This window comes from Arthrobacter sp. ISL-28, assembly GCF_018613875.1.
Lineage (GTDB): Bacteria > Actinomycetota > Actinomycetes > Actinomycetales > Micrococcaceae > Arthrobacter.
In genome coordinates this window covers 114679-129532 of sequence record NZ_JAGGPJ010000002.1, presented here as the reverse complement: position 1 = coordinate 129532, position 14854 = coordinate 114679, and the positions used below count along the sequence as shown (strand labels likewise).

Sequence of the window (14854 nt, the reverse complement as noted above, 5' to 3'; positions counted from 1 at the left end):
CGCCGCCGACTGCTTTGTGGGTGGTTCCTGTCGCTAATCTGGGCGGCGTAGCCCGCCACGTCCTTGATGTGGCCGCAGCCGGCTTGAACGGCTGGCGGCTGGTTGTCCTATGCCCGGAAGGTCCGCTCGCCGTACGCCTCAGGGAGCTGGAGACGGCAGTGACCACAGGTCCCTTTGGCCCGGACGCAGGCTTCCGCGCCTCTTTCGGAACGCTTCAGCGGACCATCCAAGCGCTGAACCCAGTGGTTGTCCATAGCCACCTCTCCTACGCCGATGTGATCTGTGCCACCGTGCTGGCGGCAAACTCGCGGGTGCGACTGATTACTACGGAACACGGCGTTGCTGCTGATGACCTCGTATACCACGGCTCACGCTTTAAGTCCCGGATCAAAGCGGCGTTGCATAGGGCCAGGCTTAAACGCGCGGACGCCGTTATTGCCGTGTCTCAGGCTACCAAGTCCGCCATGACAGAAAAGTGGCAGCCCAGCAAAACCGTCACGGTCGTCCCGAACGGAGTGGACCAAAAGTCTGCAGCCGGCAGCCGCAGGACAGAAGTTATTTCCTCGGACGCCTGGCCAAGAATTTTGTCCTTCTCTCGGCTGGCACCGGAAAAACGCATCCCCGACCTGCTCCGTGCTTTCGCACTCTTGCGGGCCAACCATCCGTCCGCCACCCTCACGGTGGCAGGGGAGGGGCCGGACCTGGCCGAGCTGCAGGAGCTCACCGAACAGCTGGGCTTGGACGGGCCGGTGAGTTTTCCCGGATTTTTGGACCCGGACCAGGCCATGGCCTCGGCTGATGTCCTCGTTCAGTTGTCGGTATGGGAGAACTGCTCTTACACCCTGCTCGACGCCATTAATGTGGGTCTTGGGGTCGTAGCCACACCGGTAGGCGGAAACCCGGAAATCCTGCCGGAGCGATGCCTCGTGTTTGTGGACGATCCGGCAGCCGTAGCGGCGAGGATTGAACGCCAGGCTTCGGACCCTTTCGAGCGTCCCCGGCTTCCGGAGGCGTGGCCGACAGTCACGGCCATGGTTGAACGCACTCTGGAACTGTATGCGGAGGTGACGAGGTGACGGCGCTAGCGCAGACAGGGCTGATTGTCCTGGCCACGAACAACGGGGACATGGGAGGTGGGGAGATCATGCTCCTCGCGCTGGCCCGCGAGATCCAGCGCCTGGGGCTCCGTGTAGTGTTGATCGGGCCCTCGGAGCCGTCGGCCCTAGTGGATGCGGCCCGGAAGGCCGGGCATGAAACTGTGGTGCTGCCTGCTTCCGGCCGCCGCGCGTACATGCTTGCACTCCGCCGCTGGCGTCGGCGAAACCGGCAGGGAATCCTGTGGTGCAACGGACTGGTTCCGGCCACGGCTACTGCCTTGATGTCTGACCGCATTGTACATCTGCATCAGGTGCCACTCGGCGTACAAGCTATTCTGGCTCGCGTAGCGAAGGTGCGCGCTTGCGCCACAGTCGTCCCCTCCCAGTTCATGGCTGCCCAGCTTGCCGGTACCCATGTTCTCGAGAACTGGGTTGAGGAGGTCCACCCAGTTCCAACCAGTAACGGGAAGGCCAGCGGTGACGTGGTACGGCTTGGGTTCTTAGGACGCCTTTCTTTGGACAAAGGCGTCCACGTGTTGGCTGACGCTCTTCATGAACTTGATGCGCAAGCGCCAGGGCGCTACCGCTTGGTTTTGGCGGGAGAACCGCGTTTTGTAGACGAGACGTCCCAGCGGGCAGTTCACGACGCCTTGGCGCCCGTGGAACACCTCGTTGACCGCCGAGGCTGGATGACCCGGGAATCTTTTTTCGGTCTTGTCGACGTCATGGTCTGCCCGTCGGTGTGGGCCGAGCCTTTCGGCCTCGTGATTGCCGAGGCCATGTCCGCTCGTACGCCCTTTGTAATTAGCGATACAGGTGCATTGCGAGAAGTGGCCGGACCAAACCACCCTTGGTTAGCGCCTCCCGGCGACGTTCTACGTCTTGCCGACGCGGTGCAAAAGGCGGCTAGGGATTCGTCTCCGGAGCTTCTTGAAGAGGCATACAACCGGTGGCACTCGCGATTCTCGCCTACAGCGGGGCGTAAACGACTTCATTCCTTGTTTGCTGACCTTGGATTGCTTCAGTCGCAAGCCACCGAGGCTGACGGCCTATGACCGGCATCGCCACGGCAGCACCGAGGCCGCCAGCACGGGCCGTAGACGCTGTTCTCTTTGGTTTTTTCGTTTGTGACGGAGTCAACGTCCCCGGACTTCCGCTGGCGATTCCTGCGAGTGATGTAGCAGCCATCATCATGATCGGATTCGCCGCATTCCGACGACCACAGCGCAGCCTGGGATCGGCTGCATGGTTTGCGCCCCTGTTTATTATTCTGCTCGTGTACTTGGCCTTCGGTTCCATGTATAACGAGGTCGATTGGACACGCCGAGCTTTTCGACTTGCTGTTATGGCCGTCCTCGTTGTGTGGATCGTCACCGGTCGAATTGACATTGCAGCGGGGCTCAAGGGATTGGGCGCGGGGCTGGTCATAAATGCTGGGCTCTTCTACATAGGCGCAGCACCGAACAATTATGGAGGTGTGCTTACGGGTTACTTGGGCGACAAGAATGTGGCCGGGCTGTATTACAGTTTGATCCCAATGTTGACTCTAGTTTGGCTGCGACGCAGGAAGTATCAGGTTCTCTGCCTTTCTCTTGCAGCCTTCGCGGTTTTTCTGACCGGCTCGAGAACGGCCATGGCAGCGTTCGCTTGTGGAATCTTGTGGCTGGTATTGAGTCGCCATTTCAAGAGTCTGCCTCGGCTCGTCCTAGTTATCATCGTCTTTTTAACCCTGCAGTTCGTCGAGAGCAACTTCGCCCAGGTCGGTATTTTCAGCAACCGGGAAGGCTCGGACATTTTACGGGAGCGGATCGAGAATGCTGCGGTGGAGAAGTCTGCCCTCGCACCTTGGTATGGACTAGGGCTGGGAGAGTCCTATGTAGTAATGGAGAGTGACAGGTGGTTTTTTCATGATTCTTACCTGGCTCTGTATGTTGAGGGTGGCTGGATCATGCTTTTTAGCGTCCTTGGGCTCTACTTGAGGACGGGGTTGCGTGGATTTCTAGCGAACTCCCGGTCCCAATCGACAATAATTATCCAGGCGGCAACGCTTGTACTTTTGGTCTGCGCTTCCAAGCTCGGTGAGGTGTTCCTTTCATTGCCCGGATTTATCTTGATTGCGTGCGCTATTATCAACACTGTGGCACCAGTTACCAGTCGGGCCGCACGAAAAGTTGTGGGCCTGAGTACTGGGCAAAGAAGCAATGATAAAGCCATTTAGTAAGCTGGATGGGCTTCGAGGTATAGCTGCGCTGGCGGTGGTCGTTTATCATTTCACAGAAGCCTACAACTCAGGTTATACTGAGGACCCTCAGCCGGCATTTCTGTTTCCGCAGGTGGCTTTTGGTATTCAACTCTTCTTCTTGATCAGTGAGTTTGTCATCTTGATGTCTGCCGCGCGCGTTACGAAGTCGAGCGATTTTGTCATTTCTCGTGTCTCTCGACTCTATCCGGCACATTGGTTTTCGCTGATTTTAGCGATTGTGATCATCCATTTTTCTGGGCTCCCGAATGGTGAAATCACCGCATGGGAAACGATGCTCAACTTTTTCATTGGTGCAGCGCTGGCTCTTGGTCCCAAATGTTGTCGACGTTTACTGGACTCTTGCTGTCGAAATGCTATTTTACGTCTTGGTTCTGCTACTTCTATGGATCAGGCGGTGCCGAATAACTGCGCGCACCAGTTACTGTGAGAGTAATGCCATGAAGCGTTTTCTTGTTAGGCACAGTAAAATACGGCGGGTTGACGAAAGGAGAATCGGTGAGTCATGAGCTTGGTGCATCCATAATTGTTCCTTCCCGCGGGGGGGCAGGCCGGTTGCCTGTCCTTTTGTCGGCACTCTCACGTCAAGACACTGACGACTTCGAAGTCATCGTAGTTCTCGATGGCGATACTGATAACAGCGAAACAATACTCGATCGATTTGCTGCCAACATTGAAGTTGCTTTGAGGAAGGTGACCTTACCTGAGAACAGAGGGCGGGCTGCCGCTCTGAATGCTGGAGCGGAAATTGCTCGGGGGAGGGTACTCATCCGGTGCGACGATGATCTCGAGCCCCAGCCCGACTACGTCTCCAAGCACATCGCGGCGCATAGTAAGTCCGTGGTGGGTGTGGTGGGTCTTTGCCGGAACGTCTTTCCTGAAACTACTTACGCTCGCGTTTACGGACGTGCTGCTGATGAGAGGTTTCGGAAGGAAGCTGTTGCGTGCAGTTCGGAGGAGCAATGGCGCTACTGGGCCGGCAATGTTTCGGTACTTCGTTCCGTGCACCAAGAGATCGGTGGCTACGATGAGAGGTTCCGAAGATACGGCTGGGAGGACGTTGACTATGGATACCGTCTCCTGGTTTCAGGCGTGCCCGTACGAATCGAACCATCACTGACTACACCTCATTACGTTGCCGCAACCACTACGTCTGTCCGCGCCCACCGGGCGTTGCACTCAGGTGCGGCACGAGAGACGTTTATTGGCAAGCATGGACCCGATGCCTTAGGCGTGCCAACGCCAGATAGAGGTGTTTGGTCAGCACTGGTAACGGTTGCAAGCACTTTGGCCACAGAAACGACTCTGAGACGAGCTGGAGCGACGGTCGATGCCGCCGCCGCAGTCTTGCCTGTGTGGATGTCAGAAAAACTTGTGGCCTTGGTGGTGGAATCTGCTGGACGGGCGGGCATCCGCTACCCCCATCGTGCCCGTGCTCGCTTTTAATGAGGTTGTAAATACATGAATTCTTTGCGAGAGCGAAGCGGACAGCCCGTGGTATCGATCGCACACGACTATCTCACCCAGCGAGGGGGTGCTGAGCGGGTTGTTCTTGCCATGCACAGGGCCTTTCCTAATGCAACGATTTATACAACGCTCTATAATCCAGATGGAACTTACCCGGAATTTCGCAATGCCAACATCGTTGTTTCTCCCCTGAACCGTGTTTCTGTTTTCCGGCGCAACCACCGGCTCGCTTTGCCGTTTCTACCTTTCGCTGCATCGGCACTCAAGGTTCCGGGTGATGTCGTTGTGGCGTCCAGTACTGGCTGGGCACACGGCTTCAGTATGGAGGGGCTTGTAGTTGTGTATTGCCATTCACCCGCACGATGGTTGTATCTAAGCGAGCAATATTTGGGAAGTGAAACCTGGCGCTCCCCTGCTGGTTTTGCTCTATCGATGCTTAAACCGTACTTGACCCGCTGGGATACCAAAGCGGCTCGTCGTGCCGGAAAGTATTTGGCGAATTCGAGTGTTGTCCAGCAGCGAATTAAAGACGTATATGATATTCAGGCGAAGCTCTTCTATCCCCCTCACAGCGTTGATACCACCGGGGACTTGGATCCTATTCCAGGTCTCGAAGACTTTATTGGTCTAGGTAGACATTTCTTGGTCGTATCCCGCCTGCTGCCGTACAAGAATGTCGATAAGGTGATTGAAGCGTTCCGAGGGCTTAGCCATACGCTGCTGGTAGTCGGAGCCGGTCCTTTGGCCGCCCGATTCCGGCACAACCAACCCCACAATATAAGGCTCGTGTCCGACCTGTCCGAAGCCCAATTGCGTTGGGCCTACTCACTATGTCAGGCAGTTATAGCACCGGCGCACGAGGATTTCGGCATTACGCCGCTTGAAGGTGCGGCTTGGGGAAAGCCGACCATAGCGTTGCGCTCCGGAGGATACTTGGACACCGTCGTGGAAGGAGTGACGGGACAGTTTATAGAGGCGCCGACGGTTGCGCAAATTCGCGGAGCAGTCTGTGGTTTTAGGGCCGCGGACTGGGATCCGGAAGTAATACGTTCGCATGCTGGGAGCTTCTCGGAAGAGAAGTTCCGGGTACGCCTTCGTCAGGAGGTATCCGAGATGATGGAGCAGTAGGCGGCCTGGCAATAGCTAGTGAGATGCTTGCGGCCAGTTTTGGCATGACAACAAGGGGGAGTTTCGATGCAGGAGAGGGCTGGCACAACTGTCGGGCTCGGGCGAACAGCTGCGAGGAGCGGGGCGCAAACCCTCTTGGGGCAGGCCGGAAGGTTCGTGTTACAACTGGCCTCGGTGGTTGTTCTTGCGCGCCTTCTTTCCGAATCGGATTATGGACTGGTGGGGATGGCTCTCGCAATTGTCGGCGTCGGGCATATCATCAAGGATATAGGCCTTGCATCCGCTTCTGTTCAGACGCATTCGCTGACGCGCGGACAACGTGACAACTTATTTTGGATCAACTCTGCTGCTGGGCTATCTGTAGCTGTAATAGCGGCAACTTCTGCACCATTCATTGCCTCTTTCTACAACCGTGCCGAGCTCACCGAGATCGTTCTTTGGCTGGCACCATCCTTGTTGTTAGCGGGAATGACCACGCAATATCGAGCCGATCTGACTCGTAGACTCAAGCTGGGGCGGGTGGCCATTGCCGAGCTAGCGTCTACGGCCATCGGTTTCACCGCGGGAGTCTTGACTGCGCTAGGGGGATGGGGTCCTGTGGCCCTTGTTGCCCAGCAACTCGTCGGAGGTTTGGCTGCGGTTATTTTTTTCTGCATGCTTTCAGGGTGGCTGCCTGCGTTGTACCGCCGGCAGGAAAACATGAGTCACCTTTTTGGAATGGGCCTACCGCTATTTGCAACGCAGATATTTACCTACGTGGTGAACAACGCTGATGCGATTCTCATCGGCCGACTCTTCGGACCGGTTCCGGTCGGTCTCTACAACCGTGGACTTCAGCTCGTGCGGGTCCCTATGAACCAGATGCGGGGTCCGCTCGACACCCTTTCATTGTCGGTCCTTGCCAAACTCCATGACGAAAACGACCGCTTCCTCCAGTTCGTCCGGCGGGGACAGTTGGTGATGATTTATCCCTTGCTGGCAGCAGCGGGGGCCCTGATCGTGGCCGCCCCGGCTGTAGTGGACGTGGCCCTAGGGCCCGGATGGGGTGAAGCTGTTGTGTATGTTCAACTAATTGCCCTCGGTGAGGCGATGAACTCCCTGGCATCCGCCGGAGGGTGGATTTATATGAGCCGCGGTCTGGCCTCGCAGCTACTACGTTTCACGATATTCTCAGGTGTAGTTCGGCTGGTTGCTCTTCTCGTAGGGAGTAGTTTTGGGCCAGTTGGTGTAGCAGTAGGTTTCGCTGCCGCTCACCTGTTCGTGTGGCCCGTCTCACTCTGGTGGGTGGGGCGAGTTTCGCAATTGGCGACGGGGGCGATGATTTTGGCTGCCCTCCGCGCTATCACTGTGTGCGCAGCGGGCACCTTCGCGACGTGGATAGTGGTACTACTTGTGAACGGACTACCATCTACGCTGGTCGTGCTTTTCGCGGCAGCGGCCCAAGTCATAGGCTTGGCGATTTTGGCACTCGTGCCGGCTGTCCGCCGAGACTACGGGGAGATCTTCGAAACCATAAGGATGTCGCGTGGTGCGAAGAGTCCGTAGACAGGCTCACAGTTTTTGAAGGAAGCGTAGGTTTCCGCCGGATGAATGAAGCAGTGGTAGACAGAGCCGAGCACGTCGTTCCATGCGCTCAGGAAGGCGGATTATAAATGTTGTAGCTCCAACTCGACGGTCATTGTCGCTCGATCCAATTCCTGACCGCAATTCGAAACTGCGCTTTATCAAACTTTTTTGCTTGTCTCTGACAATTGCTGGCGCTTAACGACGTCAATGAATCGGCAGCAGTCCTCATCTCCGACGGTGAGAAAGCCTCCAATAGGACGCCAGACACACCTTGAGCTACTGTTTCGGCGGCGCCTCCTGCGGCGCTTGCCACCACAGGCGTGCCGCTCGCGTTGGCTTCGACAGGCATGATGCCGAAGTCTTCTATTGCAGGGAAGACATAAGCGAACGCTTTCGCATACAGTTCCCGGAGCAGGGCGTGTGAGGGCTTCAGCACGAAGGTGACCGGCACCAGCGTGGTTCGCGCCAGCTCCCTCAGGGCACTTTCTTCAGGCCCTGATCCTGCCAGTACAACGGGGAGCCGGTTTGCGGCCCCGAATGCGATTACCAGGTCCAGCCGTTTGTATGGGATGAAGCGGGATGCGCCCACAAGGAACGGTTCCGACAGTGAGCCCAGCAGATCATGTTCTGCGGGCGTCAGTTCGTGAAGTTTGCTGACAGAAAAGTATTCAACGTCGACCGGCGGATGGATGACAGAACAGTCGCGCATCCAGGTATTTTCAATCCTGTGGCGGACATAGCTGCTCACTGCCGCGATGGCCTTGGCTTCCTGGGCCCGCGACCGATCTATTTTCTGTAGAGGCTTTGCCATCAGCCGGGTCAGCCGGGAGTCCCCTCGGCGGTCGAGCCCCGGAGCCCAGATGTAACGTGCAGGGGTATACGCATAGACGTACTTTGGAACCTTGGCGACGCGTTTTATTTGGGCGTGGTGGGCAAAGAGATGGGAAGTGCAGAGCATCCAGTCAGGGACATCGGAAACCTCCAGGTGCCTCCACGCGGGAAGCATGAAGAGGGCTGCCAGCCCTTTGTGCCTTCTCAGCGGGGTTTTGGACAGCCAGGTTTCCTGCACCACCCGGTTCCCAAAATTTTGCGGATAATCGTTCCAAAGGCATGCCGTTGCTGCATCCGGGAAAACGGCGGCCAACTCCTGGGCCACCTTCTCCGCCCCGCCGTACTGTTCCAACCATTCGTGGACTATGAGGCCCGGCATCTGATTCCCGCCGCCGACTCCAGTAAGGTACAGCGCAACGGTTCTTTTCTCACAGTCTGGCTCCCTGTTCTTTTAAATCGTGCGCAACCATCATCTGAACAAGACTTCGAAAGTCCATCTGAGGCTTCCAGCCCAGGACAGATCGGGCCTTGCTGGAATCACCCACGAGCATTTCCACATCGGCAGGGCGAAGGAACTTGGGATCCATTTTTACGTATCCTGACCAGTCGTCGATGCCAACCGCGGAGAAAGCGAAATCGAGGAGATCCCGCACCGAGTGGCTTTTTCCTGTGGCGATAACGTAATCGTCGGGCTGCGGCTGCTGAAGCATGCGCCACATAGCGTCCACATAATCTCCGGCGAATCCCCAGTCCCTGGACGCTTCTAAATTACCCAAAGCCAAATCGCGCTGGAGTCCAAGCTTAATCCTGGCCACTGCGAGAGAGATCTTGCGAGTCACGAATTCCGGACCTCTTCGAGGGGATTCATGGTTGAACAGGATGCCGCTGGAGGCATGCATCGCATATGATTCCCTGTAATTGATCGTCATATAGTGGCCGTAAACTTTCGCCACACCGTAGGGCGAGCGTGGCCATGGCAAGGTTGTCTCCTTTTGGGGAACTTCCTGCGCCTTGCCGAACATTTCGGAGGAGGACGCCTGGTAGAACCGGACTTTGCTCACGTCCCTGCCAGCGTAAAGCCTGGTCGCTTCCAACATGTTCAGGACACCCAAAGCGGTTACGTCGCTCGTGAGTGCGGCGTTCTCCCATGAATAAGCTACTAAGGAAACCGCGCCCAAGTTATAGACTTCGTCGGGTTGGGCTATTCCCATGACGCGGATGAGGCTGGAGACGTCGGTCAAATCGCCCGTTAGAATATGCACCTGGGGAATAATTCGGTGGAGCAACTCCCGCTTCGGATTGTTCTGGCCCCGCACCAGTCCAAAAACTTCATACCCTTTGCCGACCAACAACTCTGCTAGGTACAGGCCATCCTGGCCGGTTATACCGGTAATTAATGCCCGTGGCAAAATGCTCCCCCAACGTTTTCTAGCAGACCCTCTGTGTGTCCCAGCCTACTGGTCCTCGGCCTGCCAAGGTGGATTCAATGCGAGAACAATTGATCGCCGGAATGAGCAGCTATCGCGTATCAACATCCTCAAACACCAGAAACGTCTGCGTGTCCAGGACCCCGGGCATGGACTGCAGCTGGTCGAAAATCACCCGTCGCAGATCAACGTTGTCCACGGCCCGCACCAGCAGGATGACATCGAAGTCCCCACCCACCAGGGCGATGTGGTGCACCTCAGGAATCGCACGCAGCTGTTCTCTGAGCTCGCGCCAGGAATGCTGCCGCACTTTCAACGTCACATACGCGGATGACTTCAGCCCCGCCTTAATCGGATCCACCAGCGCCGTGAACTTCGTCAGAACGCCCTCGCCGGTCAGCCGGGCAATCCGTGTGTAGGCATGCGCCCGGGAGATGTGGACGTTCTCGGCCACCTGCGTCACGGACATCCGTCCATCCCGCGTTAGCTCCGCGATGATGTCCCGGTCCACGTCGTCCAGTGGCACCGCAACCTGGTCCGGCTCTGCTCCAGCCATTTGTCTACTATTCCTGTCGGTAATCCAGATCACACTTACGATTCGTCTTTCAGATTAGGGCAGTCCTTCGAACTTCTCCACGATTTGCGCTGGGACTGGATACGAAACATCGTGCGGGCTGATACTGAGAATGAATAGTGGCTACAGAAGGACGGACCAATGACGATCTCCGCGGACCACACTGCCCGGGACAGGGCAGCACAGGACCGGCGGCTGCCGGACCAAGATGAGGACCTTCACGTTGAAGGCCCTGTTGCCGAGGCCGTGCGCAAGTTCGGCATCACTGTAGAGGACTACTTGCTCCCGGCCCGCCATCAGATCCAGATGGTGGACCAGGACGGCAACCTCAAACCGCACTCCGAACAGGGCACCGAGCCGGGGCACGAGTACCCGCTGCCCGGCGACGAGGAACTGCTGGCTGCCTACGAGCAGCTCGTCGTCGGCCGCCGCGTCAACGACCAGAACTCTGCCCTGGTCCGCCAGGGCCGCATGGCCGTCTACCCGTCCAGCCACGGCCAGGAGGCCTGCCAGGTCGCAGCTGCCCTCTGCCTGTCCGAAGGCGACTGGATGTTCCCCACCTACCGCGACTCCGTAGCAGTCATGGCCCGCGGCGTTGATCCGGTGCAGACGATGACCCTTTTCCGCGGCGACTGGCACAGCGGCTACAACCCCGCCGAGCACAAGGTCGGCATCCAGTGCACGCCGCTCACCACCCAGCTGCTCCACGCCGTCGGTGTTGCCCATGCGGCGAAGCTGCGCGGCGAGGACACCGTGGTCCTGGCCATGTGCGGCGACGGCGCCACGAGCGAAGGAGACTTTCACGAGGCCCTGAACTTCGCCGCCGTCTTCCACCTGCCCGTGGTGTTCTTCGTGCAGAACAACCAGTACGCCATCTCGGTGCCGCTCGCCCACCAGTCCGTCGCTCCGTCGCTCGCCCACAAGGCAGTCGGCTATGGCATGGCCGGTGAGCGGGTGGACGGAAACGACGTCGTCGCCCTTCTCGCTGTGCTGGACCGGGCGGTCAAGCTGGCCCGCGAGGGTTCCGGTCCGCTGCTGGTAGAGGCGCACACCTACCGCATGCAGGCCCATACCAATGCGGATGATGCGACCCGCTACCGCCAGGACAGCGAAGTCGCCCAGTGGGTGGCCCGCGATCCGCTGACACGGATGAGGACATACCTCGCCGGCAAGGGGCTGCTGGACGACGACGCCGAATCCCGAATCTCTGAGAAAGCGGAAGCAGTTGCCGCTCAGCTCCGCAACGGCCTCAGCGAGGACGTCCCGGTGGATCCGCAGGACCTCTTCAAATACGTCTATTCCACGCCCACTCCGCAGCTCAAAGAACAGTCCGCCCTGCTCGCCGACGAACTCGAACGTGAAGCCAGCGCTGGTGGCTCAACCAACACAGGGGCCGCAAAATGAGCCCCACAGTTACCACTTCCTCCGAGGCCAACGGCAACGTCAGCTCCGCAACCGCCCGTGCGGCTGCTTCGGCGGCCGCCACCGCGGCGGCCACGGGGCCACAAGCCGTCACCATGGCCAAGGCACTCAACACAGCCATGGTTGACGCCATGCACGCGGACAAGTCCGTCCTGGTGTTCGGCGAGGACGTCGGCACGTTGGGCGGCGTCTTCCGCATCACCGACGGCCTCACCAAGACCTTCGGTGAGCAGCGCTGCTTCGACACGCCGCTGGCAGAGTCCGGCATCGTCGGCATGGCGGTCGGGATGGCAATTAACGGCATGCGTCCCGTCGTCGAGATGCAGTTCGACGCCTTCGCCTACCCGGCCTTCGAGCAGATCGTCAGCCATGTGGCCAAGATGCACAACCGCACGAAGGGCGCCCTCAAGCTGCCCATGGTCATCCGTGTTCCGTATGCCGGCGGGATCGGGGGAGTGGAGCACCACTGCGACTCCTCTGAGTCTTACTACGCCCACACGGCGGGACTGAAGGTCTTTACCCCGGCTACCGTGGCCGACGGCTACCGGATGCTCCGGGAGGCGATCGACTCGGACGACCCCGTGATGTTCATGGAGCCCAAGAAGCTCTACTGGTCCAAAGACCTGGTGGACCTCGAGGCTCTCCGTAACGAGCACGAAGCCAACATCGAGCGCGGCACGTCCACCGAAGGCCGCGCAGCCGTCGCCCGCACGGGAACCGACGCAACGCTCATTGCCTATGGGCCGTCCGTTCCGACCGCCCTTGCCGCCGCTGCCGCGGCCGAAGAGGAAGGCCGATCGCTGGAAGTCATTGACGTCCGTTCGATTGTCCCCTTCGACGACGAAACCGTTTGCGCCTCCGTCCGCAAGACCGGCCGCGCTGTCGTGATCGCCGAGGCACATGGCTTCGCCTCGGTGTCCTCAGAGATCGTGGCCAGAGTCCAGGAGCGCTGCTTCCATTACCTGGCCGCGCCTATCCGCCGCGTGACGGGCTTCGACGTCCCGTATCCGGCACCGAAACTCGAACACTATTACCTGCCCGGCGTGGACCGTATCCTCGACGCCGTAGACGACCTCCAATGGGAAGACTGATCAGATGAGCGAAACGAAAGTATTCCTGCTCCCGGACCTGGGCGAAGGCCTCACCGAAGCCGAACTCGTGAACTGGCTCGTCTCTGTAGGCGACGAAATCCACGTGGACCAGCCCATCGCCGAAGTGGAGACGGCCAAGTCGATGGTCGAGGTCCCCTCTCCGTACGCCGGCAGAGTCGCCGAGCTGCACGGCGAACCAGGCCAGACCCTGGACGTCGGCAAGCCCCTGATCTCGGTAACACCACTGGATACGCTTGGCGAAACGAGGATCCCACCGGTTGAGCCTGCCGTAAACGAGACCCGGCTGGTTGAGCCTGTCGAAGCCCCTGTCGAGACCAAGCGCGTCGAAGCCAAAGCAGCAGCGGAAACCTACCGCGAGGAAGAAAAAGCCGGCTCCGGCAACGTCCTCATCGGGTACGGCACCCCAGGCGGCCACGGCCAAGCCCGCCGAACCAGGCCCCGCCGCTCAACATTCCCCTCGCTGGGTGGACCCGCCCCGCTGGTTGAGCCTGCCGAAACCAAAGGCCCCGAAGCGAAGTTCACCACTGCCGCCGACGATCGCCTTCTCTCTCGCACCCGCGTGCCTGGAAAACTGGGAGCAGTCATCTCGCCGCTCGTCCGTCGAATGGCCAAGGAGCATGGCGTCGACCTCGGTCATCTTCAGGGCTCTGGCGAGAGTGGTTTGATTATGCGCCGTGACGTGGAGGCGGCCATCAACCCGCTGGTTGAACCCGTCGAAACCAAGCCTAGCTGGGCGGATGAGCCTGTCGAAGCGGCCATCAAACCGCTGGTTGAGCCCGTCGAAACCGCATCGGGCCCGCAAGTTGAGCCTGTCGAAACCAGCGGCCGCCCGATCGATCCCCGCACAGGCCTCAGCATTGCTAGCCGCACACCGGTCCGAGGCGTTCGCAAAGCCGTCGCTGCGAACATGACCCGCAGCCGGACAGAGATCCCGGAAGCAACAGTCTGGGTGGATGTGGACGCGACCGCGCTCGTAGAAATGCGGTCCGCCCTCAAAAAGGCGCAACCTCACGACACTCCAGGCCTTTTGGCCTTCATTGCTCGTTTTGTCACAGCTGGGTTAAAAAAGTATCCGGAACTGAATACAAGGATCGTTACCGCGGAGGATACCTCAGGCGGCGAGCAGCAGGAGATCGTCGCATTCGACGGCGTAAACGTCGGGTTCGCCGCCCAGACTGACCGGGGACTGGTGGTTCCGTCGGTCCGCAGGGCGGACAAGCTCAGCGCGCGGGAACTAGACTCAGAGATCAAACGGCTGACTTCCGTCGCACGTGAGGGCAAAGCGACACCCGCTGAGCTGGGCGGCGGCACTTTCACGCTGAACAACTACGGCGTGTTCGGTGTGGATGGCTCCGCTGCGATCATCAACTATCCGGAGGTTGCGATCCTGGGCGTTGGCAGGATCATCGACAAGCCCTGGGTAGTGAACGGGGAGCTCGCAGTCCGCAAGGTCACCGAATTGACCCTGACCTTTGACCACCGTGTCTGTGATGGGGGTACGGCTGCCGGATTCCTCCGCTATGTTGCCGACGCCATAGAGAACCCTGGCTCCGTACTGGCCGACATGTGAATCGTCGACCGGGTGGGGTCGAGCTAGAGACAGATCTGTTTTCCTGGTCGTAGGCTGAGAAGCAAGCGGTGCTTTCCCGCCTGTTGGGCAGCGGATAAGGGCCGTTTCTCGCGCTCAGTTGGAACGGGAATTTCTCGCGCTCAGTTGGAACGGGAATTTCTCGCGCTCAGTTGGAACGGGAAGAGGGATAGCGGATGTCTGGGGATGATGCTTATTTCCTAGCTGGAGGGCGCCCGCAGGGCCTGCCGCCGCCCACGGATGCTGACACGTCACTGCTGCGGGAACAGGCCTACGAGATCATAGACGCCGTTCTTTCAGAAACCGACCCGGAGGGCGTTGACATCAGAAAACGTCTCCGCGAGCACGTGGCCGCCTATCCGGGACGTCCTGAGCGTTGCAG

General features: G+C 59.0%; 13 protein-coding genes. 10 read left to right on the top strand and 3 right to left on the bottom strand.

Annotation, left to right across the window (positions count from 1 at the left end; genetic code table 11):
- Positions 1-20 precede the first annotated feature (20 nt).
- The 7 genes from J7E80_RS01375 to J7E80_RS01345 all read left to right on the top strand — a co-directional run bounded on the left by J7E80_RS01375 (position 21) and on the right by J7E80_RS01345 (position 7497).
- Positions 21-1076, top strand: coding sequence for a glycosyltransferase family 4 protein (locus tag J7E80_RS01375; protein WP_215049683.1), 1056 nt, complete (start codon positions 21-23; stop codon positions 1074-1076).
- A 302-nt stretch (positions 1077-1378) separates the two neighbouring features.
- Complete coding sequence (locus tag J7E80_RS01370; RefSeq protein ID WP_215049682.1) at positions 1379-2152, top strand: glycosyltransferase family 4 protein; 774 nt, start codon at positions 1379-1381, stop codon at positions 2150-2152.
- Positions 2149-3315, top strand: a complete 1167-nt coding sequence (locus J7E80_RS01365) for an O-antigen ligase (RefSeq protein WP_215049681.1) — start codon at positions 2149-2151, stop codon at positions 3313-3315. The genes J7E80_RS01370 and J7E80_RS01365 overlap by 4 nt, the downstream gene beginning before the upstream one ends.
- Positions 3299-3787: an acyltransferase gene (locus J7E80_RS01360; RefSeq protein WP_215049680.1), complete on the top strand. Its 489-nt coding sequence runs from the start codon at positions 3299-3301 to the stop codon at positions 3785-3787. Before J7E80_RS01365 ends, J7E80_RS01360 begins: the two co-directional genes overlap by 17 nt.
- A 68-nt stretch (positions 3788-3855) precedes the next feature.
- Complete coding sequence (locus J7E80_RS01355; RefSeq protein ID WP_215049760.1) at positions 3856-4803, top strand: glycosyltransferase family 2 protein; 948 nt, start codon at positions 3856-3858, stop codon at positions 4801-4803.
- Between the two features lie 15 nt (positions 4804-4818).
- Positions 4819-5952, top strand: a complete 1134-nt coding sequence (locus J7E80_RS01350; protein WP_215049679.1) for a glycosyltransferase — start codon at positions 4819-4821, stop codon at positions 5950-5952.
- A gap of 66 nt (positions 5953-6018) precedes the next feature.
- On the top strand, positions 6019-7497 hold the full coding sequence (locus J7E80_RS01345) for a lipopolysaccharide biosynthesis protein (RefSeq protein WP_285291773.1): 1479 nt from the start codon (positions 6019-6021) through the stop codon (positions 7495-7497).
- Between the two features lie 130 nt (positions 7498-7627).
- Here the strand turns inward: J7E80_RS01345 and J7E80_RS01340 are convergent, their stop codons facing one another.
- The 3 genes from J7E80_RS01340 to J7E80_RS01330 form a co-directional block, all read right to left on the bottom strand.
- Positions 7628-8701 carry a glycosyltransferase gene (locus J7E80_RS01340; RefSeq protein ID WP_215049677.1) on the bottom strand — a complete coding sequence of 358 codons (1074 nt, stop codon included), beginning with the start codon at positions 8699-8701 and terminating at the stop codon, positions 7628-7630.
- Between the two features lie 76 nt (positions 8702-8777).
- Positions 8778-9758 (bottom strand): GDP-mannose 4,6-dehydratase, encoded by a 981-nt coding sequence (locus tag J7E80_RS01335; RefSeq protein WP_215049676.1) that lies wholly within the window; start codon positions 9756-9758, stop codon positions 8778-8780.
- 109 nt (positions 9759-9867) lie between these two features.
- Positions 9868-10332 (bottom strand): Lrp/AsnC family transcriptional regulator, encoded by a 465-nt coding sequence (locus J7E80_RS01330; RefSeq protein ID WP_215049675.1) that lies wholly within the window; start codon positions 10330-10332, stop codon positions 9868-9870.
- Positions 10333-10491: 159 nt separating this feature from the next.
- Here J7E80_RS01330 and pdhA point away from each other — a divergent pair, with 159 nt between their 5' ends.
- Genes pdhA through J7E80_RS01315 form a run of 3 tightly spaced genes read left to right on the top strand, consistent with a single transcriptional unit; the run spans position 10492 to position 14454 of the window.
- The gene (pdhA, locus tag J7E80_RS01325) at positions 10492-11754 is read left to right on the top strand and encodes a pyruvate dehydrogenase (acetyl-transferring) E1 component subunit alpha (protein WP_215049674.1); all 1263 of its coding nucleotides are present in this window, start codon (positions 10492-10494) and stop codon (positions 11752-11754) included.
- Positions 11751-12863 (top strand): alpha-ketoacid dehydrogenase subunit beta, encoded by a 1113-nt coding sequence (locus J7E80_RS01320; RefSeq protein ID WP_215049673.1) that lies wholly within the window; start codon positions 11751-11753, stop codon positions 12861-12863. The genes pdhA and J7E80_RS01320 overlap by 4 nt, the downstream gene beginning before the upstream one ends.
- A gap of 4 nt (positions 12864-12867) precedes the next feature.
- Positions 12868-14454: a dihydrolipoamide acetyltransferase family protein gene (locus J7E80_RS01315; RefSeq protein WP_215049672.1), complete on the top strand. Its 1587-nt coding sequence runs from the start codon at positions 12868-12870 to the stop codon at positions 14452-14454.
- The last annotated feature ends 400 nt before the right edge of the window (positions 14455-14854 follow it).